Raw genomic sequence first — 20,499 nt, forward strand, 5'->3', positions numbered from 1 at the left:
GAAAAAATTGTGCAATGCGATCCCGGCGCATGCCGGGTATTTATTTCCATTTGGAGGCAGCGGGATGAAGGTGTTGGTACCTGTCAAGCGCGTCGTTGACTACAACGTCAAGGTGCGCGTCAAGTCGGATCAGACTGGCGTGGATATCGCCAATGTGAAGATGTCCATGAACCCCTTTGACGAAATCGCCGTCGAAGAAGCGACCCGGCTCAAAGAGAAGGGTGCCGTCGCTGAAGTCGTGGCGGTTTCTTGCGGCGTTGCGCAATGCCAGGAGACGCTGCGCACCGCCATGGCCATTGGTGCCGATCGTGGCGTGCTGGTTCAGACCGATGCCGAACTCCAGCCGCTGGCCGTCGCCAAGCTGTTGAAGGCCTTGGTCGATAAAGAGCAGCCGCAACTGGTGATCCTTGGCAAGCAAGCCATCGATGATGACGCCAACCAAACCGGCCAGATGCTGGCCGCGCTGCTGGACTGGCCGCAAGCCACGTTCGCCAGCAAGGTTGAACTGGCCGACGGCAAGGTCACGGTCACGCGTGAAGTGGACGGCGGGCTGGAAACGCTGACGCTGACGCTGCCGGCCATCGTCACCACCGACCTGCGCCTGAACGAGCCGCGTTACGTCACGCTGCCCAACATCATGAAGGCCAAGAAGAAGCAGTTGGACACCGTCACGCCCGAAGAACTGGGTGTTGATCCCGCGCCGCGCCTGAAGACGCTGAAGGTCAGCGAGCCGCCCGCCCGCAAGGCCGGCATCAAGGTGGCCGACGTTGCGGCCCTGGTGGACAAACTCAAGAACGAAGCGAAGGTGGTCTGAACATGACGACGCTGGTTATTGCCGAACACGATAACGCCCAGCTCAAGGGCGCAACCCTGAACGCCGTCGCCGCCGCCGCCAAGATCGGAGGCGACGTGCACGTGCTGGTCGCCGGCGCCAATGCGCGTGCCGTGGCCGACCAAGCCGCTGCCGCCGCAGGCGTCGCCAAGGTCCTGTTGGCCGACGCGCCGCAACTGGCTGACGGCCTGGCGGAAAACGTCGCGGCGCAAGTGCTGGCCGTGGCCTCCAACTACAGCCACATCTTGTTCCCGGCCACCGCGTCGGGCAAGAACGTGGCGCCGCGCGTGGCTGCCAAGCTCGACGTCGCGCAGATTTCCGACATCATCGGCGTGGAATCGGCCGACACGTTCCAGCGCCCCATCTACGCGGGTAACGCCATTGCCACCGTGCAATCGGCCGACGCCGTCAAGGTCATCACCGTGCGCACGACGGGCTTTGACGCCGTTGCCGCGCAGGGCGGTTCGGCCGCTGTGGAAGACGTGGCTGCCGTGGCGGATTCGGGCAAGTCCACCTTCGTGGGCCGTGAAGTCGCCAAGAGCGATCGCCCCGAACTGGCCGGCGCTCGCGTCGTGGTTTCGGGCGGCCGTGGTTTGGGCAGCGCCGAGAACTTCAAGATCCTGGACCCGTTGGCGGACAAGCTGGGCGCCGCCCTGGGTGCCTCGCGCGCCGCCGTCGACGCCGGCTATGCGCCGAACGACTGGCAAGTGGGCCAGACCGGCAAGATCGTTGCGCCGCAGCTGTACGTGGCCGTTGGTATTTCCGGCGCCATCCAGCATTTGGCCGGCATGAAGGATTCGAAGGTCATCGTGGCCATCAACAAGGATCCCGAAGCCCCGATTTTCGGCGTGGCCGATTATGGCTTGGTGGGCGACCTGTTCCAGGTCGTACCTGAACTGACCGGCGCCCTGTAAAACTCAGCGCCGTCGTCAGTATGAAAACCCCGCGGACGCATCGTCCGCGGGGTTTTTTTTGGTCTGCGATGATCCGCGATAGTTTGATATCTATGTAGTATTTCTTTTGAATTTCTGAAAGATTCTGATAATGTGTTCCGCGCGCAGCAGGATTTTTCGCGTACGTGCTCGACCTGTACAGAACGAAGGAGATTCGGGATGGAATGGTTCTTTGACACATTGCGGAAGTACCCAGAGTTGGCGGTCTTTCTAACCCTTGGATTGGGCTACTGGATCGGAGCTAAAAAACTTTTTGGCTTTAATCTGGGCGCGGTAACAGGCACGTTGTTGGTAGGTGTGTTGGTCGGCCAACTTGATATCACCATTGCCCCGATTCTCAAGCAGGTGTTCTTCCTGCTTTTTCTTTTTGGTCTTGGCTACGGCGTCGGGCCACAATTCTTCCGCGGCATGAAAAGCGATGGCCTTCCCCAGGTCATCTTCGCGGTCATCATCTGCGTCATCTGCTTGCTCGTCACCTGGGCCACCGCCGTCGGATTTGGCTTTGACGCCGGTACCGGCGCCGGGCTGTTGGCCGGCGCACAAACCATTTCGGCGGTAATGGGCGTGGCCACGGACACGATCAACGGGCTGGGCGTGGACGCCGCGACGAAGAAGAAGTGGATCGACAGCATCCCGGTGGCCTACGCCGTCTGCTACATCTTCGGCACGGTCGGCAGCGCCTGGTTGCTGGCCTCGCTGGGCCCCAAGCTGATGCGCGTGGACATCGTCAAAGAGTGCAAGGAATACGAAGCCAAGATGTCCGGTGGCGCCGATTCCATGGAACTGTCCGGCTACCGCAAGTTCACGGCCCGCGCCTACAAGCTTGATCACACCGATCTGGTGGGCAAGACGGTGGGCGATCTGGAAGCGCGCTTTGTCGACGCGCGCGTGTTTGTGGAACGCATCCGCCGCGGCGACCAGATCATCGATAACGATTCCAGCACCGTGCTGCAGGCGGGCGATGTGCTGGGCGTGACGGGGCGCCACGACGCGCTGGTGTTGCAGGCCGGCGGCATCATCGGCAACGAAGTCGAGGACAGGGACGTCATCAACCTGCCCGCCGAGATTGTCGAGGTGGTGCTGACCAACAAGAATGTGGCCGGCAAGACGCTTAAGGAATTGGCCGAAAACGAAACCGTGCGTCAGCTGGGCCGGGGCGTGTTCCTGCGCAAGGTTGTGCGCGGCGGTCACGACATGCCGGTTAATTGGGGGCTGAAACTGGACCGCGGCGATCGCCTGTTCGTGCTGGGCGCCAAGCGTGACGTCGAGCGCGTCGTGGCCAAGCTGGGCTATGTGGACCGGGCCACCGAGCAGACCGACATGGTGTTCGTCGGCTTCGGCATCTTGCTGGGCGGGTTGTTCGGCTCGCTGGTGCTGACGGTCAGCGGCATTCCCATTACCTTGTCGACGTCCGGCGGTGCGCTGATATCGGGCCTGGTCTTCGGTTACCTGCGATCCGTGCATCCCACCTTCGGCCGCGTGCCGGAACCCGTGCATTGGTTCTTGACGTCTGTCGGGTTGACGGCGTTTGTGGCGGTGGTCGGCATCACCTCCGGGCCGGGCTTCGTGCAGGGCTTCCAACAATTGGGCGCCAAGCTTTTCGTGGCCGGCATCATCGCCACCAGCGTGCCGATGATCCTGGGCGTGTTCATCGCCCGATATATCTTCAAATTCCATCCCGCCATCGTGCTGGGCGTCTGCGCTGGCGCCCGCACCACGACGGCGGCGATCGGCCAAATCACCGAGACGGCGAAAAGCCAGGTGCCCGCCCTGGGCTACACGGTGCCCTATGCAATCGGCAATACCCTGCTCATTATCTGGGGCATTGTCATTGTCATGCTGATGACTTAGTGGGACGCCCCGCAAGCCTGTTCAGGGCTTGCGGGCAGCACATCGTGGCGGCGGGCGTACCCGCCCGCGCCGCTCCGCCAGCGCTTGTCAAAACGCAAACCAGGAGTACCTAAAAATGGCTTCCACCGCGCCTCTCACTGTCAGTCTGGCTTCCGCCTTGAAGACAACCCGCTCGCGTCAACGCGACCTTGAACAGCTGTCGCCCTTCGAATTGAAGGATTATCTGATTACCTTGGCCAAGGAGAATCAGCACACGGCCGCCTTGACCATGTTGAACGCCGGTCGCGGCAACCCGAATTGGATCGCCACCGAGCCGCGCGACGCCTTCTTCCTGATGGGCCAGTTCGCCATGAAAGAGGCGCGTCGGGTGCGTGATGACGCCATCCTGGCGGGCATGCCCGCCAAGAAGGGCTGCGCCGACCGCCTGCGAAAGTTCTTGTCCAAGCACAAGGGCGAGGACGGCTACGACTTCCTGGTTGGCGTGCTTGAATACGGCGTCAAGGTCAAGAGTTTCGACCCCGACGAATGGATCCATGAACTGACCGACAGCATCATCGGGGACAACTACCCCGTGCCGCCGCGCGCGCTGGTGCACACCGAACAGATCGTGCACGACTACCTGATCAAGGAAATGTGCGACGGCCGGCCGCCAAAGGGCAAGTTCGACCTGTTCCCGGTTGAGGGTGGCACGGCCGCCATGTGCTACATCTTCGACTCGATGATGCAGAACGGCCTGTTGAAGCAGGGCGACACTATCGCGCTGTTTCTGCCGACTTTCACGCCCTATATCGAAATCGCGCACCTTGAGCGTTTCCAGTTCAAGATCGTTGCCATCAACGCCAGCAGCCTGCGGGCCGACGGCACGCACGACTGGCACTATCCCGCCTCTGAAATAGCCAAGCTGGAAAATCCCAAGATCAAGCTGGCCGTGACGGTGAACCCCAGCAATCCGCCATCGGTGGCATTCAGCCCGGTCGAAATGAAGCAGATCGTGCGCCTGATCCGCAAGAATCCTGATCTGGTGCTGGTCACGGACGATGTGTACGGCACGTTCGTGCCGAACTTCCGTTCGCTGATGGCCGAAGTGCCGCACAACACCATCTGCGTCTACTCCTTTTCCAAGAACTTCGGTTGCACGGGTTGGCGCCTGGGCGTGATTGCCACGCACGAGAAAAACACCATGGACCGGCGCATCGCCGAGCTGCCCGCGGCGTGGAAGCAGCGTCTGAACAAGCGCTACGGCGCCATGACGATGGAGCCGGAAAAGCTCAAGTTCATCGACCGCATGGTGGCCGACAGCCGCAACGTGGCGCTGAACCACACGGCGGGCCTGTCCCTGCCGCAGCAGGTGCAGATGTGCTTTTTTGCGCTGTCCCACTTGCTGGACCTGAAGGACGCCTACAAGCACCTGACGATGGAGATCGTGCGTGCGCGCCGCGACTCGCTGTGGAGCGGGCTGGGTATCCCGGTGCCCCCGGAAGATCCCATGCGCGCCTGGTATTACGTGGAACTGGACTTCATGGTCTGGGCCAAGGTCATGTATGGCGATGCCTTCTGCAAGTACATGACGTCGAACTACGAGCCCGTGGACTTCCTGTTCCGGCTGGCCGAGAAGACGGGTGTTGTGCTGATGGATGGCGGCGGCTTCGGCGGGCCGCCCTGGTCGATCCGTATCTCGCTGGCCAACCTGGATGATGCCGATTACGCCAAGATCGGCAAGTACATGGTCGAGTGCGCGACCGAGTACGTCGAGGCATGGAAGGCGTCCGAACTGGTGCGTTCGGGTCCGACTGCCGGCAAGGGCCAGACGGTGAAAGCCGGCGCGGCCAAGCGCGCGGCAAAGACGGCCACGAAGAAGGTCGCCAAGAAGGCGGTGAAGAAAGCCGTCAAGCAAGCGGACACGGCGGCCAAATCCGCCAAGAAGGCGACCGCCCGTAAGTAGGCAACCACAGGCGACATGAGCTATGACGTGCTCGATCGGGTTTTTCAATAGCGTCCCCATCGCGGTGTTGTTCGTCACGGTGGGTTTGGGATACCTGATCGGCAAGCTCAAGGTCGGGCCGATTCAGCTGGGCGGCGTGTGCGGCACGCTGATCGTCGCCCTGCTGATTGGCCAGACGGGCTGCCAGATGCGCGGGGACCTGAAAGAGGTGGCCTTCGCGCTGTTCATCTTCGCCATGGGCTATTCGGGCGGCCCGCAGTTCTTTGCCAACCTGAATCGTTCCAGCCTGCGCTATATCGCGCTGCCCATCATTGAAGCGTTGCTGGTGCTGACCATCGTGTTGTCGGCCGTGCCGCTGTTTGGCCTGGATGCCGGTACGGCGGCGGGGCTGGCGGCAGGCGCCGCAACCGAATCGGCGGTGGTCGGCACCGCTGCCGAAGCGCTCAAGCACCTGGGCTTGCCGGATGCAGAGGTGCAGCGCATGGAGGCCAACATCGCCACGGCCTACACGCTGACCTACCTGGTGGGCTTGATCAGCATTGTGTTTTTTACCAGCCAGGTGGCCCCGGCGTTGTTGCGCATCAACTTGCGCCAGGCGTCCAAGGCGCTGGAGGCCAAGCTGGGCGTCGCGTCCGGTGAAGACGAAGACATCAACCTGCCCACCTTGCCGCGTCTGGTGGGGCGCGCCCACGTGGTCAAGGACGCCGACGGCATGAAGGTGGGCGACGTCGAGGCTCAGTTGGGTGGCCGTACCGTGATCAGCCGCATCCTGCGCAACGGCGCGGCGCTGGACGTTACTCCCGAGGACACGCTTGCCACGGGCGACATCGTGGTAGTGCTGGGCTTGCGCCGTTTTGCGCTGCGGGCGGGCGCGGTGGTCGGGCCAGAAATTCAGTTGCCGGAAGCGCACGCCGATGATCTGCAAATGCGCGAGCTTGCGGTCATCGTCAACAAAAAGAACGTCAATGGAATCACCATGGGCGAGCTGGGCAAGCGCCCGGGCGCCAAGCGGGCGCGTGGCGTCTTCGTGCAGTCGATCATGCGGTCTGGGCACGCCTTGCCGTTGACGCCGGCGACCATCGTGCAATACGGTGACCTGGTCACGCTGGTGGGCGCCGAACCCGAACTGGCGCAGGCGGGCGCAGCCCTGGGCAGCGAGCTGCGCCGCAGCGGTGTCACCGATCTGGTGTTCCTGGCCTTCGGCATTCTGGCGGGCTTGATGATCGGCAGCCTCAGTGCGCGCATGTGGGGCATCCCGGTGTCGCTGGGTAGCGGCGGCGGGGCGCTCGTCAGCGGGTTGGTGTGTGGCTGGATCAATGCCAAGCGGCCGTCGCTGGGCCACATTCCGGACCACGCCGTGCAGCTGTTGAAGGATCTCGGGCTGGCGGTGTTTGTGGCCTGCGTGGGCTTGTCGGCCGGACCAGAAGCCGTATCGCTGATCCGCGAACACGGCGCCGTGCTGCCATTGATCGGCTTGCTGGTTTCGCTGGGGCCTGCCTGCCTGTCATTGTGGGTGGGCCACAAGATACTGAAGATTGAAGGCCCGCTGCTGGTGGGCGCCATTGCCGGGCAGCACGTCAGCACGCCCGCCATCAGCGCCATCTTGAACTCCAGCGGAAGTTCCGTGCCGCTGCTGGGTTACACCGTGACCTATGCCATCGCCAACGTGCTGCTGCCGGTGCTGGGACCCATCATTGTGTCGTTGGCGTACCATCTGAGTTAAGACGCGTATCTGAAAGACGCAGCAGAGGCGAGGCGCTTGGCGCCTCGCTGTCGTTTTGCACACGGAGACATCATGCCCTACGTAACCCCGCTACAGGAGTTCCGCTTTACGCTGAACGAACTGGCCGGCCTGGACGACATCCTTGCATTGCCCGGCTTCGGTGACGTCACGCCCGATCTGGTTGACGCCATTCTGCAAGAGAACGGCCGGTTTGTGGAGCAGGCCGTCGCGCCCTTGAATGTGCCCGGTGACACGCAGCCGCCTGTGTGGAAAGACGGCCATGTCACGACCACGCCCGGTTATGCGCAGGGCTTCAAGGACTACGCCGCCGGCGGCTGGCAGGGCTTGCAGCATCCGCAAGAGTGGGGCGGGCAAGGCCTGCCCAAGCTGGTCGCCGCCGCGCCGGGCGAAAACATCCAGGCCGCCAGCCTGGCATTTTCCTTATGCCCCATGCTGACGGACGGGGTGATCGAAGCCCTGCTGACCGTGGGCTCGGACGCGCAACGCCGCGAGTACGTGCCGAACCTGATCGCGGGCAAATGGACGGGCACCATGAACCTGACCGAGCCGCAAGCGGGTTCGGATCTGGCGCAGGTCGCCACACGCGCCGTGCGCCAGGACGACGGCACGTTCCGCCTGTTCGGCCAGAAGATCTTCATTACCTTCGGCGAACATGATCTGGCTGAAAACATCATCCACCTGGTGCTGGCCCGCACGCCGGACGCGCCCGCCGGCGTAAAGGGAATTTCGCTGTTCATCGTGCCCAAGTTCCTGGTCGACGCCAACGGCGCCGTTGGCAAGCGCAACGATGTCTGGTGCGCATCGCTGGAGCACAAGCTGGGCATCCATGGCAGCCCCACCGCCGTGTTGTTGTATGGCTCGGGCCAGGGCGATGTCGGCGAGGGCGCCGTCGGTTATCAGGTCGGCGAATTGAATCGCGGCCTGGAATACATGTTCATCATGATGAACGCGGCGCGCTATTCGGTGGGGCAGCAGGGTATCGGCGTATCCGAACGTGCCTACCAGCATGCGCTGGCCTATGCGCGTGAACGCGTGCAGGGCCGCGCGGTGGAAGGCTCGGCGGGGCCGGTGGCCATCGTGCGCCATCCAGACGTGCAGCGCATGCTGCTGACCATGAAGGCCCTGACCGAGGCGGCGCGTGCCGTGTCCTATGTGACGGCCGCCGCCCACGACAAGGGCACGCATCACCCCGACCCCGAACAGCGCTCGCGCAACCGCGCGTTCTATGAATACATGGTGCCCGTGGTGAAGGGCTACTCGACCGAAATCGCCGTTGAGGTCGCGTCGCTGGGCATCCAGGTGCATGGCGGCATGGGCTTCATCGAGGAAACGGGGGCGGCGCAGTTTTACCGGGATGCCCGCATTCTGCCGATCTACGAAGGCACCACCGCCATCCAGGCCAACGACCTGGTGGGTCGAAAGACGCAGCGCGACGGCGGCGCCACCGCCTACGCCGCCATCGCCGCCATGCGCGAGACCTTGCGCGCCGTCGAGGCCGAGTCCACGCGCGCGGCAGCGCCGGAACGCGATGCGCTACGCCTGTTGCGCGACAACCTGGATGGCGCCATCCAGGCCTATGAGGCCGGCGTGGGTTTCATTCTTGAGCAATCCGCCGCCAACGTGCGCGCGGTGTTTTCCAGCAGCGTGCCATACCTGATGCTGGCCGGCGTGGTGCATGGCGGCTGGCAGATGGCACGCGCCGTATTGGCGTGCCGTCGGCATATCGCTGCCGGTTCGTCAGACCCGTTTTACAAAACCAAGATCGCGACCGGGCTGTTCTATGCCGCCCACATCCTTCCGCGCGCCCTGGCGCTGTCGGCGGCGGTGCGCGCGGGCGTGGTCGCGGACGCCTGCGGGGCGGCCGCGGATATTGCATAAGGTTATATGGCTTGCGTATTTCCTCGACCGAAGGTTTGATGGAAGAATCGTTTCGCAAGCAGTAAGCTCGGCTTTGAAACGCCATCCTGCGCTGCCCCCTGCAAGGCGGGCGGCCAGATCCTCCCCACTGAATCCTCAAATAGGAGACACCATGAGTCATCTACGTCTGGGCGATACCGCCCCCGATTTCGAACAGGATTCCTCGGCCGGTCCCATTCGCTTCCACGAATATCTGGGCAATAGCTGGGGGGTGCTGTTTTCGCATCCGGCCGACTTCACGCCGGTGTGCACGACCGAGCTGGGTTACACGGCCAAGCTCGCTGACGAATTCGCCAAGCGCAATGTGAAGGTGCTGGCCCTGTCGGTGGACGGCGCCGATTCGCATTCGAAGTGGATCGAAGACATCAACGACACGCAGTCCACCAAGGTCAACTTTCCGATCCTGGCCGACAAGGATCGCAAGGTCTCCGAGCTTTACGACATGATTCACCCGAATGCCAATGCCACCTTGACGGTGCGTTCGGTGTTCATCATCGACCCGAACAAGAAGGTGCGCCTGATCATCACGTATCCGGCCAGCACGGGCCGCAACTTCAATGAAATCCTGCGCGTCATCGACTCGTTGCAATTGACCGACAGCCACAGCGTGGCCACGCCGGTCAACTGGGAAGATGGCGACGATGTGATCATTGTTCCGTCCCTGCAGGACGAGGCCGTCATCAAAGAGAAGTTCCCCAAAGGCTATAAGGCCGTGCGTCCTTACCTGCGCATCACGCCCCAACCGAATAAGTAAATTCGAATTCCGGGGGGTAGCCTCCCGGTAAAAAACGCGGCGTTGAGCCGCCCGAACCGCCGCCTTCTCCATAGGAGAACGCGGCGGTTTTCTCATGGCTGGGACGGCGGTCCTATATGCCTGCGAGCGATGAGCAATCAAATAATGATTCGTTCCGTTCAGAATGCGCAGCCAGCACACTTGCTTCCATATTGAAAATACAGGGAGCAAGGGATGTCTTTCGGAAAAGCGGGTTGGTTGGCCGCGCTGGCAGCGGTGGCGGTATCTCTGACGCCCGTGGCGCCGGCGCAAGCGCAGCAAAAGCAAACGCTGTTGAACGTGTCCTATGACCCCACGCGCGAGCTGTATCGCGCCATCGACGATGCCTTCATCAAGCAGTACAAGGACAAGGCCGGCGTCGATCTGACCATACGCCAGTCGCACGGCGGATCGGGTCGCCAGGCGCGCTCGGTCATCGATGGGCTGGAAGCCGACGTGGTGACGCTGGCGCTGGCCTATGACATCGACGCCATTGCCGACCGGGGGCTCATTCCCGAAAACTGGCAGTCTCGCCTGCCGCAGAACAGTTCGCCCTATACGTCCACCATCGTGTTCCTGGTGCGCAAGGGCAACCCCAAGGGCATCAAGGACTGGGACGACCTGATCAAGGACGGCGTGCAAGTCATCACGCCCAACCCGAAGACTTCCGGCGGCGCGCGCTGGAACTATCTGGCTGCCTGGGCCTACGCGCTGGAAAAGAACGGCGGCAGCGAAGAGAAGGCTCGCGCCTATGTCGGCGACCTGCTCAAGCACGTGCCGGTGCTGGACACCGGTGCACGCGGCGCCACGACCACGTTCGTGGAACGCGGCGTGGGCGACGTGCTGCTGGCCTGGGAAAACGAAGCCTTCCTGGCGCTTGAAGAACTGGGTCCCGACAAGTTCGACATCGTGGTGCCGTCCCTGTCCATCCTGGCCGAACCACCGGTGGCCGTCGTGGACAAGATCGTGGACAAGAAGGGAACGCGCGCCGCCGCCCAGGCGTATCTGGAATTCCTGTACACGCCCGCCGCGCAGGAAATCATCGCCAAGAACTATTACCGGCCCATCGACAAGACGGTGGCCGCCAAGTACGAAAGCAAGTTCCCCAAGGTCAAGCTCGTCACCATCGACGACAAGATCTTTGGCGGCTGGCGCAAGGCGCAGAAAGATCACTTCAGTGATGGCGGCACCTTCGACCAGATCTACCTGCCGCAAAAGAAATAACGACACGACCTTCGGACGACGGCTATGACAACTGCCTCCCCCCCGACGGCAATCGGCGCGCAAGCGCCTTTTGCCGTTCGGCGCAACAGCCCGGGCGTGCTGCCCGGATTCGGTATTTCCATGGGCTACGCCGTGCTGTACCTGAGCGTGCTTGTGCTGATTCCCCTGGCTGCGCTGCCCATCAAAAGCGCCGAACTCGGGTGGCAAGGGTTTTGGGACACGGTGACGGCGCCGCGCGTGATGGCGTCGTATCAACTGACCTTTGGCGCCTCGCTGATCGCTGCGCTGGTCAACCTGGTGTTCGGGTCCGTGGTGGCCTGGGTGCTGGTGCGCTATCGCTTTCCCGGCAAGAAGATTCTGGACGCTCTGGTGGATCTGCCCTTCGCATTGCCCACAGCGGTGGCGGGCATCGCGCTGACCGCGCTGTATTCGCAAAAAGGCTGGCTGGGCGCGCCGCTGTCCGAATGGTTTGGATGGAAGGTGGCGTTCACGCCGCTGGGCATCGTGATTGCGCTGATCTTCATCGGCGTGCCCTTCGTGGTGCGCACGGTGCAGCCGGTGCTGGAAGACGTAGAACGCGAAATCGAAGAGGCGGCGGCCAGCCTGGGTGCCAGCCGCTGGCAGACCATCCGCCGCGTGCTGCTGCCCACCGTCGTGCCGGCGTTGATGACGGGCTTTGCGCTGGCGTTCGCGCGGGCGGTCGGCGAGTACGGGTCGGTGGTTTTCATTGCCGGCAACATGCCGATGGTGTCCGAGATCACGCCGCTGCTGATCATTTCCAAGTTGGAACAATTCGACTACGCCGGCGCCGCCGCCATCGCGACCGTGATGCTGGTGCTGTCCTTCGTCATGCTGTTGGTCATCAATCTGCTGCAAGGCTGGCAAGCCCGCCGCAACCTTGGGAGGCTGGCATGAGCGCAGCGGATCGTCCGGCCCATTTGACCGAACCGCGCTGGGTGCGCGGCATCTTGCTGTTTGTTGCGCTGGCATTCCTGACCCTGTTCCTGCTGGTGCCGCTGGCGGCAGTGTTCGCCGAGGCCTTCAAGAAAGGCTGGCAGCTGTACCTGGATGCCATCGTCGAGCCCGACGCGCTGTCCGCCATCCGGCTGACCTTGCTGGTGGCGGCCATCGCGTTGCCGGTGAACCTGGTGTTTGGCGTGGCGGCGGCATGGGCCATCACCAAGTTCCAGTTTCGCGGCAAGCAGTTCCTGATCACGTTGATCGACCTGCCGTTCTCGGTATCGCCCGTGGTGGCCGGCCTGGTTTTCATTCTGTTGTTCGGCACGCAAGGATGGCTGGGCGGCTGGTTGCAGGACCACGACTGGAAGATCGTCTACGCCGTGCCCGGCATCATCCTGGCCACGCTGTTCGTGACCTTTCCGTTTGTGGCGCGTGAGCTGATCCCGTTGATGCAGGCGCAAGGCAGCGAAGAAGAACAGGCGGCGCTGACGCTGGGCGCCAGCGGCTGGCAGATCTTCTGGCGCGTGACGCTGCCCAATATCAAGTGGGGCCTGCTGTACGGCGCCATCTTGTGCAACGCGCGGGCAATGGGTGAATTTGGCGCGGTGTCGGTGGTGTCCGGCCAGGTGCGCGGGCTGACCAACACCATGACCCTGCACGTGGAAATTCTCTACAACGAATACCAGTACTCGGCCGCGTTCGCCGTGGCCTCGTTGCTGGCTCTGCTGGCGCTGGTGACGCTGGTGGCGAAAAACCTGGTCGAGTGGCGCAACGCGCGCATGCTGCGCGCCGCCGACCTGCCGGTCGAGTATCCCGGTGCAGCGGCCGCAACGATCAAGCCGGCCATCGCGTAACGCGCGACGGCCCAGACGGAGACAGGCATGAGTATCGAAGTACGTAATCTATCCAAGCGCTTCGGCCAGTTCCAGGCGCTGAATGACGTGTCGCTGCATATCGAAACCGGCGAACTGGTGGCGTTGCTGGGGCCGTCCGGCTGCGGCAAGACGTCGCTGCTGCGCATCATCGCCGGGCTGGAATTGCCGGATTCGGGCAGCGTCCTGTTCGGGGGCGAAGACGCCACGGACGTGGACGTGCGCCAGCGCCAGGTGGGATTCGTATTCCAGCATTACGCGCTGTTCAAGCACATGACGGTGTTCGAGAACGTGGCGTTCGGCCTGCGCGTGAAGCACCGGTCGCAGCGCCCGTCCGAAGACCAGATCCAGCGCAAGGTGCATGACCTGCTGACGCTCGTGCAGCTGGATTGGCTGGCGGATCGTTATCCCGCGCAGCTGTCCGGCGGCCAGCGTCAGCGTATCGCCCTGGCACGCGCACTGGCCGTCGAGCCGCGCGTGTTGCTGCTTGACGAGCCGTTCGGCGCGCTGGACGCCAAGGTACGCAAGGAACTGCGTCGTTGGTTGCGCCGGCTGCATGACGAGCTGAACGTGGCCAGCGTGTTTGTGACGCACGACCAGGAAGAGGCGCTTGAGGTCGCGGACCGCGTGGTGTTGATGAACGCCGGCCGTATCGAGCAGGTGGGCACGCCGCGTGAAGTCTGGGAACAGCCCGCGACGCCGTTTGTGTACGGCTTTCTTGGCGATGTGAACCAGCTGCAAGGCGTGGCGACGGGCGGAGTCTGGGAAGGCGCCGGCTTGTCGCTGCCGGCGCCTGACCTGGCGCAAGCCCATGCGCAGCGCGCCACCGCTTACGTTCGTCCCCACGAGTTCGAGATCGAGCGTTATCGCGCGGGCGGGCAGGGCATTGCGGTGCGCCTGTCGCACGCCTATCTGGCCGGCCCCAGCGCCTATCTGGAACTGGCGCGCCAGGATTCCGACGCCATCATCGAAGCGGAAGTGCCCGAGCACCTGTATCGGGAACTGGACCTGCGCGATGGCGATACGTTGTTGGCGCGTCCCCGGCGCGCCCGGATCTTTGCGGTGCAACCATGACCATGACGACCTCTGTTGATTTTCCTTCCATCCAGGACGCCGCGCTGGCGCAGCGTTGGCAGGCGCTGGTGCGGCGTCTGGCCGATATTCAGCAGCGCTATCCGGACGCCGCGCTGGCGTCGTCGCTGGCCGCTGAAGACATGTTGTTGACGCATGCCATCTACGACTCGGGCCTGGACCTGGAAGTGTTCACCCTGGATACGGGCCGCTTGCATGCGGAAACGCTGGGCGTGCTGGACGCCGTTCGCGCGCGCTATGGGCGCGATGTCACGGTGTACCGGCCCGTGGCGGCGGCGGTGGAGCAGCACGTTGCCCAGCATGGCGCCTATGCGTTCTATGAAAGCGTGGACCTGCGCAAAGCCTGTTGCCAGATTCGCAAGGTCGAGCCGCTGCGACGCGCGCTGGCCGGGCGCAGCGCCTGGGTCACCGGGCAGCGGCGCCAGCAATCCACCACGCGCGGCGAACTGCCCTTGCAAGAGCAAGACCCCGTGTTCGGCCTGACCAAGTTCAACCCGCTGGCCGAATGGAGCGAGGACGACGTGTGGGCAGTGATCCGTGCGCTGGATGTGCCCTACAACCCCCTGCACGACCAGGGCTACCCGTCCATCGGCTGCGAGCCCTGTACGCGCGCCATCCGGCCGGGCGAGGACGTGCGCGCCGGAAGATGGTGGTGGGAATCGTCGGATTCCAAGGAATGCGGTCTGCACGCGGGCAACCGCGTCATCAGTGTCGTGACGCGCGGCGAATGACGCCGTCCATGAATTCAAATTCTGTCTTAGGGGAATAACCTATGTCTGCTGTGATCCAACGCAGCCACCTGGATTGGCTGGAATCGGAAGCGATATTCATCATGCGCGAGGTGGCCGCCGAAAGCGCAAAGCCCGTGCTGCTGTTCTCGGGCGGCAAGGACTCCGTGGTGCTGCTGCGCCTGGCGGAAAAGGCGTTTCGCCCGGGCCGCTTTCCCTTCCCGCTAATGCACATCGACACGGGCCACAACTTCGATGAAGTCATCGCCTTTCGTGATCAGCGCGCAGCCGAATTGGGCGAGACCCTGATCGTGCGCAGCGTCGAGGACTCCATCAAGCGTGGCAGCGTGGTGCTGCGGCGCGAAACCGACTCGCGCAATGCGGCGCAGGCGGTGACGCTGCTGGAAGCCATCGAGGAATTCGGCTTTGACGCCTGCATCGGCGGAGCGCGCCGCGACGAGGAAAAGGCCCGCGCCAAGGAACGCATCTTTTCGTTCCGCGATGAATTCGGCCAATGGGACCCCAAGGCACAGCGCCCTGAACTGTGGAACCTGTTCAACACGCGCGTGCATCGCGGCGAGAACATGCGCGTCTTCCCGATTTCGAACTGGACGGAACTGGACGTCTGGCAATACATCCAGCGCGAGAAGCTGGCGTTGCCGTCGATCTACTTCAGCCATCAGCGCGAGGTGGTCCGGCGCAAGGGCCTGCTGGTGCCGGTGACCCGCCTGACGCCGCCGCAAGACGGCGAGCAGGTCGAGCGGATGCCGGTGCGCTTTCGCACCGTGGGCGATATTTCTTGCACCTGCCCGGTGGCTTCCGACGCGGCTGACACCTACGCCATCATCGCCGAGACGGCGGTGACCGACATCACCGAGCGCGGCGCCACGCGCATGGACGACCAGACTTCCGAGGCCTCGATGGAGCGCCGCAAGAAGGAAGGCTATTTCTGAATGCAAAACGCCGGCTGCGGCCGGCGGCAGGGGACGCACCATGAACGCACTGAACGATTCTTTCCTTTCCGGCGCCGGCACGGGCGTGCTGCGCTTGATCACGGCGGGCTCCGTCGACGATGGCAAATCCACGCTGATCGGGCGCCTGCTGTACGACAGCAAGGGCGTATTCGCCGACCAGCTGGATGCGATCTCGCGCGCCAAGCACAAGCGCGTGGCGGGCGACGGCATCGACTTTTCCCTCTTGACCGACGGGCTGGAAGCCGAGCGCGAGCAGGGCATCACGATTGACGTGGCCTACCGGTACTTTTCTACACCCGCGCGCAAATTCATCATTGCCGATGCGCCCGGCCACGAGCAATACACGCGCAATATGGTCACGGGCGCGTCCACGGCGGACGTGGCCGTGATCCTCATCGACGCCACGCGCGCGGCCGACGGCAAGCTGCTGCCGCAGACCAAGCGGCACAGCACCATTGCGCGGCTGCTGGGTATCCGCCACATCGTGGTGGCCGTGAACAAGATGGACCTGGTCGATTGGGATCGCGCCGTGTTCGAGCGCATTCGCGATGCGTATGCCGAACTCGCCGCCAAGCTTGGCATCGCACATTTCGATGCGCTGCCGCTGTCGGCGCTGAATGGCGACAACGTCGTGACGCTGTCACCCAAGACGCCCTGGTACGAGGGCCAGCCTTTGCTGGCGCTGCTGGAATCGTTGGACCTTGCCAGTGACGGCCGTGCCTTGCCGCTGCGCTTTCCCGTGCAGTGGGTGGCGCGGCACGGGGGAAATCAGAAAGAAGACTTTCGCGGTTATGCCGGCCGGTTGGCCAGCGGCGTGCTGCGCGCGGGCGACGCCATCACCGTGCAACCGTCGGGCGTCAGTGCGGTGGTGCGCGAAGTCCGCGTCTTTGACCGCGTGCTGGACGAGGCGGTGGCGGGCGACTCGGTCACGGTGGTGCTGGATCGCGATGTCGACGTGTCGCGCGGTGATGTCATCGTGCACACGGCGGCGCCGGCGCAAGTCACGCGCGAGTTCGAAGCCGAGCTGTGCTGGCTGGATGCGCAAGCATTGAACCCGGCGCGCAAGTATCTGTTGAAGTCGGGCACGCGGCTTACGTCGGCAAAGATTCGCGCGGTGCTCTCGCATCGCGACATCCACGAATTGCAGGAAGTCGAGAACACCGAAGGCACCTTGCAGATGAACGACATCGGTCGCGTGACGTTCACCACGCGCGAGGCGCTGGCGGTGGATCGATACGCTGATGTGCCAACGACCGGCGCCTTCATTCTGATCGATGAAGCCACGCATCAGACGGCTGCGGCGGGCATGTTGCGCTAGGTTGGAATCGGGCCGGAAAACAACGGACTTTCGGCCCGATTTTTGATGTTGTATTTCTTCCAAACCTAATGCTGGTGCGGGTTTGCGGGCGATATCGCCTGATGAAATCGATTTGTTCAGACGCGCCTCGCGTCTTGCGGTAAAGTGGGGCTGTCTTACGGAAAGGCTTTTGGTGCTTGTCAAAACCACTGTGTTTTTGTACAGTAGTTTTTATGGCACGCACCGATCATTCTTTTCCCGCCGGTTCTGGGTCCCCGGCTGCCGCCCCCGCCGCCTTGCGCGGTCGGGGTGCGGTTACTAATGTTCGGCATCGCTTTCAGCGCGATGACCGTGTGCAGGTCGACGACGGTTGGTCCGGTTCAGGCCTGCCGGCGGATTTCGTAGAATCCGTCCCCGACTCTTTCTCCGACTCCTTTTCCGATACATTCACGGATTCCGCTTCTGGGGATTCGCCTGAAGCCGGGTCCGGCTCCGCGCACGCGCCGGTGGCTGGCGCGCGCCCTGGCGCCACGGTCATCCCCATCATTCCTGATACGCGGCTGGCTCCGCCCGCACCCAAGACAACCGTCACGACCGAAGAAGCGCGCAAGATGCTGTCGCGCAATGACTCGCCCGATATCCCCTTCGACGTTGCGGTAAACCCGTATCGCGGATGCGAGCACGGCTGCGTGTACTGCTATGCGCGGCCCACGCATTCGTATTTGGGCATGTCGCCCGGGCTGGACTTCGAAACCCGCCTGGTGGCCAAGGCAAACGCCGTGGATGCGCTGCGCGCCGAACTGGGGCGCCCCGGCTACAAGCCGTCGCCCATCAATATCGGTTCCGCCACTGACGCTTACCAGCCCATCGAACGCGATTGGCGGCTGACGCGCGGCATGCTGGAACTGATGCTGGAAACCCGCCATCCCGTCACCATCGTCACGAAAAACGCGCTGGTCGCGCGGGATCTCGACCTGCTTGCAGCGCTGGCTGAGCAGAATCTGGTGGTGGTCTATATCAGCATCACCACGCTGGACGCCGGCATGGCGCGCACGCTGGAGCCGCGTGCCGCAGCGCCGTGGCGGCGGCTGGAAGCCGTGCGCAGCCTTACGGATGCCGGCGTGCCGGTCGGCGTGCTGGTGGCGCCCGTCATCCCGTTCATCAATGATGAATCCATGGAACACATCCTCCAGGAATCCAAGGCGGCCGGCGCGCATTACGCCAGCTACACCGTCTTGCGCCTGCCCTGGGAGGTCAAAACCCTGTTCGAGGATTGGCTTAACGCCCATTACCCCGACCGCGCCCAGCGCGTGCTGCACCGCATAGAAGACCTGCGCAACGGTCGCCGCAATGACCCTAATTTTGGCTCGCGCATGCGTGGCACCGGCATCTGGGCAGACTTGCTGCGCCAGCGCTTCGCCGTCGCGACCCGCAAGCTCGGGCTGAACCGCCACAGGCTCGCGCTGGACTGCGATCGCTTCCAGCCGCCGCTGGCGGCGGGCGCCACGCCGTCTCTGTTTTCGGCGGGCCCGCTTGCAGGGCAGGGCGCGGCGTCTTCGGTTGTGTCCGCAGCAGTGGCGTCGTCGGCCGGCTCTGCGGTGACTGTGCCCGCTACCCCTTCCTCTACCGCTTTCCTATCCCCGGTTGGCGCGCAAGCGTCTTCAGGGGTCCCCCTTTCTGACGGCCTGCCGGCAGTTTCCGGCGGCTATGGCCGTGGGGCGCGCCAGTTGCAGGCGCTGGCCGCCGGCCAGTTGTCGCTGTTCGATTGATCACGGCCGCTCGCCGTGTCGGCCGCTGCGGCGGCGTGGAATCGTTTCTTCAAGGAGTTCTCATGAACACCGCTGATTTTTCCGTTTTGTCAGATGAGCTCATCGTCTCGTTGAACCCGCTGCGCCGTGGCGCGTATCGAGCCCGCGCCGCTTGCGCCAAGCTGGCGGGCCTGGCCATGCCGTGGAATACCGCGTCCGCCGGTGACGAACCGCGCCAGCGCAGCCGCTCGGGCACGTCTCCCGCACGCTGGCCGTTCCCGCCCACGCCGGCCCAAGAGGGCGGCTTGGTCGAGCGCGCGGCGACGCGCGGGATGCCATCGGTCGTGACACCGGTACCGGTGCCTGCCGTTACCCCCGCGATGGCGCCCGCCTTGTCACCTGCCATGGCCCCCGCTTTGCCGGTGTCGGCGGTACGCGAGCGCAGTCTGGGCAACGCCACCGTTGAACCCGTAACGTCGCAAGTCACCATGAAGGCCATGGTGCTGGATGTGGTGATGGTGTTGGCGTGGGGCGCAATCATCCCCGGCCTGATGTGGCTTGGAGCCGCCGCTGGCTTCTGAATCGCCCGGGCTCGATTTTCAAACAATCACGACTGATACATTGAACGGCCACGGCAGGCTAGGCGTGCGCCAAGCTTCACGTCGGCGAGCTCAGCGTGGCAGGCTTAGCTGGAGCCCAGCAGCACCACGCCCACCAGAATGGATATGCAACCGGCCAACCGGCCCGGCCCGACCTTTTCGCGCAGCAGGAACATGCCGGCCAGGGTGCCCAGCATCATCGACATTTCGCGGGCAGGCGCCACCAGGCTTAACGGCGCGCCGTTGCGCAGCGCATACAGCACCAGGATGTACCCCAACGGAGACAGCAGGCCCACGGCCAGCGCCAGGTGCCAGTGCCCGCGCATGGACTGCCAGGCTTGTGCGCGCCGGCCCATCATGTGGGGCGTCATCATTGCGGTGCGCGTTACGCATGTGAACCAATCGAACAGCACGGGGCTGATCAACAGAACCTTCACGCCATAGGCGTCCACCACGGTGTAGGCGGCGATGAACAGGCCGATCACCACGCCCCAGCGCACGCCGATCCACGCTTGGGCCTGCTTGAAGATGGTCAGACGCCCTTGGGTGGCGATCATCAGCACGCCGATCACCACGCACAGCATGCCGGCAATGCCGGTGGCGGTGGCGGGTTCGCCCAGCAGCAGGAATGCCCCCGTCGTGGAAAGCAGCGGGCCGGTGCCTCGCGCAATGGGATACACCACGGACAGGTCGGCAACCTGATAGCCGCGTTGCAGGCAAAGGCTGTAGCCCAGATGCAACAGGCTGGATGTCAGGATGGCGCCGACGACGGGCCACGTCCATGTCATGCCGTCGTGGATCAGCACCCAGATGACCCAGGGGGCGTACAGCAACGAGGCGCACAGCCCATAGGCAAACACAAAAGGCGCGCCCACCATGGCCGCGCGCTTGGCAAGCAGGTTCCACGTAGCGTGGGCCATCGCCGCCAGGACGACCAATATCAGGGACGTATACGACATGAGGGAACAGCGCCGAATGACGTGTTTGTTACAGA

General features: G+C 63.6%; 17 protein-coding genes. 16 read left to right on the forward strand and 1 reads right to left on the reverse strand.

All coding sequences use genetic code 11. The features are described from left to right. Positions 1–64 precede the first annotated feature (64 nt). The 16 genes from YH64_RS01525 to YH64_RS01605 all read left to right on the forward strand — a co-directional run bounded on the left by YH64_RS01525 (position 65) and on the right by YH64_RS01605 (position 19,487). Positions 65–814 carry an electron transfer flavoprotein subunit beta/FixA family protein gene (locus tag YH64_RS01525; RefSeq protein WP_046802734.1) on the forward strand — a complete coding sequence of 250 codons (750 nt, stop codon included), beginning with the start codon at positions 65–67 and terminating at the stop codon, positions 812–814. Positions 815–816: 2 nt separating this feature from the next. Continuing rightward, positions 817–1,746, forward strand: a complete 930-nt coding sequence (locus YH64_RS01530) for an electron transfer flavoprotein subunit alpha/FixB family protein (protein ID WP_046802735.1) — start codon at positions 817–819, stop codon at positions 1,744–1,746. A 198-nt stretch (positions 1,747–1,944) separates the two neighbouring features. Next, positions 1,945–3,636 (forward strand): aspartate-alanine antiporter, encoded by a 1,692-nt coding sequence (gene aspT / locus YH64_RS01535; RefSeq protein ID WP_046802736.1) that lies wholly within the window; start codon positions 1,945–1,947, stop codon positions 3,634–3,636. A 115-nt stretch (positions 3,637–3,751) separates the two neighbouring features. Then, complete coding sequence (locus YH64_RS01540; protein ID WP_046802737.1) at positions 3,752–5,578, forward strand: bifunctional aspartate transaminase/aspartate 4-decarboxylase; 1,827 nt, start codon at positions 3,752–3,754, stop codon at positions 5,576–5,578. Between the two features lie 22 nt (positions 5,579–5,600). Further along, positions 5,601–7,301, forward strand: coding sequence for an aspartate-alanine antiporter (aspT, locus tag YH64_RS01545; RefSeq protein ID WP_046802738.1), 1,701 nt, complete (start codon positions 5,601–5,603; stop codon positions 7,299–7,301). 72 nt (positions 7,302–7,373) lie between these two features. Further along, positions 7,374–9,200, forward strand: a complete 1,827-nt coding sequence (locus YH64_RS01550) for an acyl-CoA dehydrogenase (protein WP_046802739.1) — start codon at positions 7,374–7,376, stop codon at positions 9,198–9,200. A 151-nt stretch (positions 9,201–9,351) separates the two neighbouring features. After that, positions 9,352–9,993 (forward strand): peroxiredoxin, encoded by a 642-nt coding sequence (locus YH64_RS01555; protein WP_046802740.1) that lies wholly within the window; start codon positions 9,352–9,354, stop codon positions 9,991–9,993. A 213-nt stretch (positions 9,994–10,206) separates the two neighbouring features. Beyond that, on the forward strand, positions 10,207–11,235 hold the full coding sequence (locus YH64_RS01560; protein ID WP_046802741.1) for a sulfate ABC transporter substrate-binding protein: 1,029 nt from the start codon (positions 10,207–10,209) through the stop codon (positions 11,233–11,235). Positions 11,236–11,259: 24 nt separating this feature from the next. Beyond that, positions 11,260–12,150 (forward strand): sulfate ABC transporter permease subunit CysT, encoded by an 891-nt coding sequence (gene cysT, locus YH64_RS01565; RefSeq protein WP_046802742.1) that lies wholly within the window; start codon positions 11,260–11,262, stop codon positions 12,148–12,150. Beyond that, entirely contained in the window at positions 12,147–13,049 is a 903-nt protein-coding gene (cysW, locus tag YH64_RS01570; RefSeq protein WP_046802743.1) for a sulfate ABC transporter permease subunit CysW, read from the forward strand. Before cysT ends, cysW begins: the two co-directional genes overlap by 4 nt. Before the next feature lie 27 nt (positions 13,050–13,076). Further along, positions 13,077–14,141: a sulfate/molybdate ABC transporter ATP-binding protein gene (locus YH64_RS01575; RefSeq protein ID WP_046802744.1), complete on the forward strand. Its 1,065-nt coding sequence runs from the start codon at positions 13,077–13,079 to the stop codon at positions 14,139–14,141. Positions 14,142–14,143: 2 nt separating this feature from the next. Continuing rightward, a complete protein-coding gene (locus tag YH64_RS01580; RefSeq protein WP_046802745.1) occupies positions 14,144–14,890 on the forward strand; it encodes a phosphoadenylyl-sulfate reductase in 747 nt (248 codons plus the stop codon). Between the two features lie 41 nt (positions 14,891–14,931). Continuing rightward, positions 14,932–15,840, forward strand: a complete 909-nt coding sequence (gene cysD, locus YH64_RS01585) for a sulfate adenylyltransferase subunit CysD (RefSeq protein WP_046802746.1) — start codon at positions 14,932–14,934, stop codon at positions 15,838–15,840. 40 nt (positions 15,841–15,880) lie between these two features. Then, positions 15,881–17,179 (forward strand): sulfate adenylyltransferase subunit 1, encoded by a 1,299-nt coding sequence (locus YH64_RS01590; protein WP_046802747.1) that lies wholly within the window; start codon positions 15,881–15,883, stop codon positions 17,177–17,179. Between the two features lie 212 nt (positions 17,180–17,391). Next, complete coding sequence (locus tag YH64_RS01595) at positions 17,392–18,927, forward strand: PA0069 family radical SAM protein (protein WP_370512716.1); 1,536 nt, start codon at positions 17,392–17,394, stop codon at positions 18,925–18,927. A 62-nt stretch (positions 18,928–18,989) separates the two neighbouring features. After that, positions 18,990–19,487: a hypothetical protein gene (locus tag YH64_RS01605; RefSeq protein ID WP_046802749.1), complete on the forward strand. Its 498-nt coding sequence runs from the start codon at positions 18,990–18,992 to the stop codon at positions 19,485–19,487. Between the two features lie 104 nt (positions 19,488–19,591). Here the strand turns inward: YH64_RS01605 and YH64_RS01610 are convergent, their stop codons facing one another. After that, the gene (locus YH64_RS01610) at positions 19,592–20,464 is read right to left on the reverse strand and encodes a DMT family transporter (RefSeq protein WP_046802750.1); all 873 of its coding nucleotides are present in this window, start codon (positions 20,462–20,464) and stop codon (positions 19,592–19,594) included. Positions 20,465–20,499 lie beyond the last annotated feature (35 nt).

Origin of the sequence: Achromobacter sp. LC458 (assembly GCF_001005835.2) — a bacterium.
In the GTDB taxonomy this organism is placed as follows: Bacteria; Pseudomonadota; Gammaproteobacteria; order Burkholderiales; family Burkholderiaceae_B; genus Achromobacter; species Achromobacter spanius_B.

Excerpts from the sequence above, each read along its gene's own strand:
- YH64_RS01595 (WP_370512716.1), top strand. The coding sequence starts at position 17,392 with ATGGCACGCACCGATCATTCTTTTCCCGCCGGTTCTGGGTCCCCGGCT.
- YH64_RS01575 (WP_046802744.1), top strand. The coding sequence starts at position 13,077 with ATGAGTATCGAAGTACGTAATCTATCCAAGCGCTTCGGCCAGTTCCAG.
- YH64_RS01555 (WP_046802740.1), top strand. The coding sequence starts at position 9,352 with ATGAGTCATCTACGTCTGGGCGATACCGCCCCCGATTTCGAACAGGAT.
- cysW (WP_046802743.1), top strand. The coding sequence starts at position 12,147 with ATGAGCGCAGCGGATCGTCCGGCCCATTTGACCGAACCGCGCTGGGTG.
- cysD (WP_046802746.1), top strand. The coding sequence starts at position 14,932 with ATGTCTGCTGTGATCCAACGCAGCCACCTGGATTGGCTGGAATCGGAA.
- YH64_RS01605 (WP_046802749.1), top strand. The coding sequence starts at position 18,990 with ATGAACACCGCTGATTTTTCCGTTTTGTCAGATGAGCTCATCGTCTCG.
- YH64_RS01550 (WP_046802739.1), top strand. The coding sequence starts at position 7,374 with ATGCCCTACGTAACCCCGCTACAGGAGTTCCGCTTTACGCTGAACGAA.
- aspT (WP_046802736.1), top strand. The coding sequence starts at position 1,945 with ATGGAATGGTTCTTTGACACATTGCGGAAGTACCCAGAGTTGGCGGTC.
- YH64_RS01610 (WP_046802750.1), bottom strand. The coding sequence starts at position 20,464 with ATGTCGTATACGTCCCTGATATTGGTCGTCCTGGCGGCGATGGCCCAC.
- YH64_RS01580 (WP_046802745.1), top strand. The coding sequence starts at position 14,144 with ATGACGACCTCTGTTGATTTTCCTTCCATCCAGGACGCCGCGCTGGCG.
- YH64_RS01530 (WP_046802735.1), top strand. The coding sequence starts at position 817 with ATGACGACGCTGGTTATTGCCGAACACGATAACGCCCAGCTCAAGGGC.
- aspT (WP_046802738.1), top strand. The coding sequence starts at position 5,601 with ATGACGTGCTCGATCGGGTTTTTCAATAGCGTCCCCATCGCGGTGTTG.
- YH64_RS01560 (WP_046802741.1), top strand. The coding sequence starts at position 10,207 with ATGTCTTTCGGAAAAGCGGGTTGGTTGGCCGCGCTGGCAGCGGTGGCG.
- YH64_RS01525 (WP_046802734.1), top strand. The coding sequence starts at position 65 with ATGAAGGTGTTGGTACCTGTCAAGCGCGTCGTTGACTACAACGTCAAG.
- cysT (WP_046802742.1), top strand. The coding sequence starts at position 11,260 with ATGACAACTGCCTCCCCCCCGACGGCAATCGGCGCGCAAGCGCCTTTT.
- YH64_RS01540 (WP_046802737.1), top strand. The coding sequence starts at position 3,752 with ATGGCTTCCACCGCGCCTCTCACTGTCAGTCTGGCTTCCGCCTTGAAG.
- YH64_RS01590 (WP_046802747.1), top strand. The coding sequence starts at position 15,881 with ATGAACGCACTGAACGATTCTTTCCTTTCCGGCGCCGGCACGGGCGTG.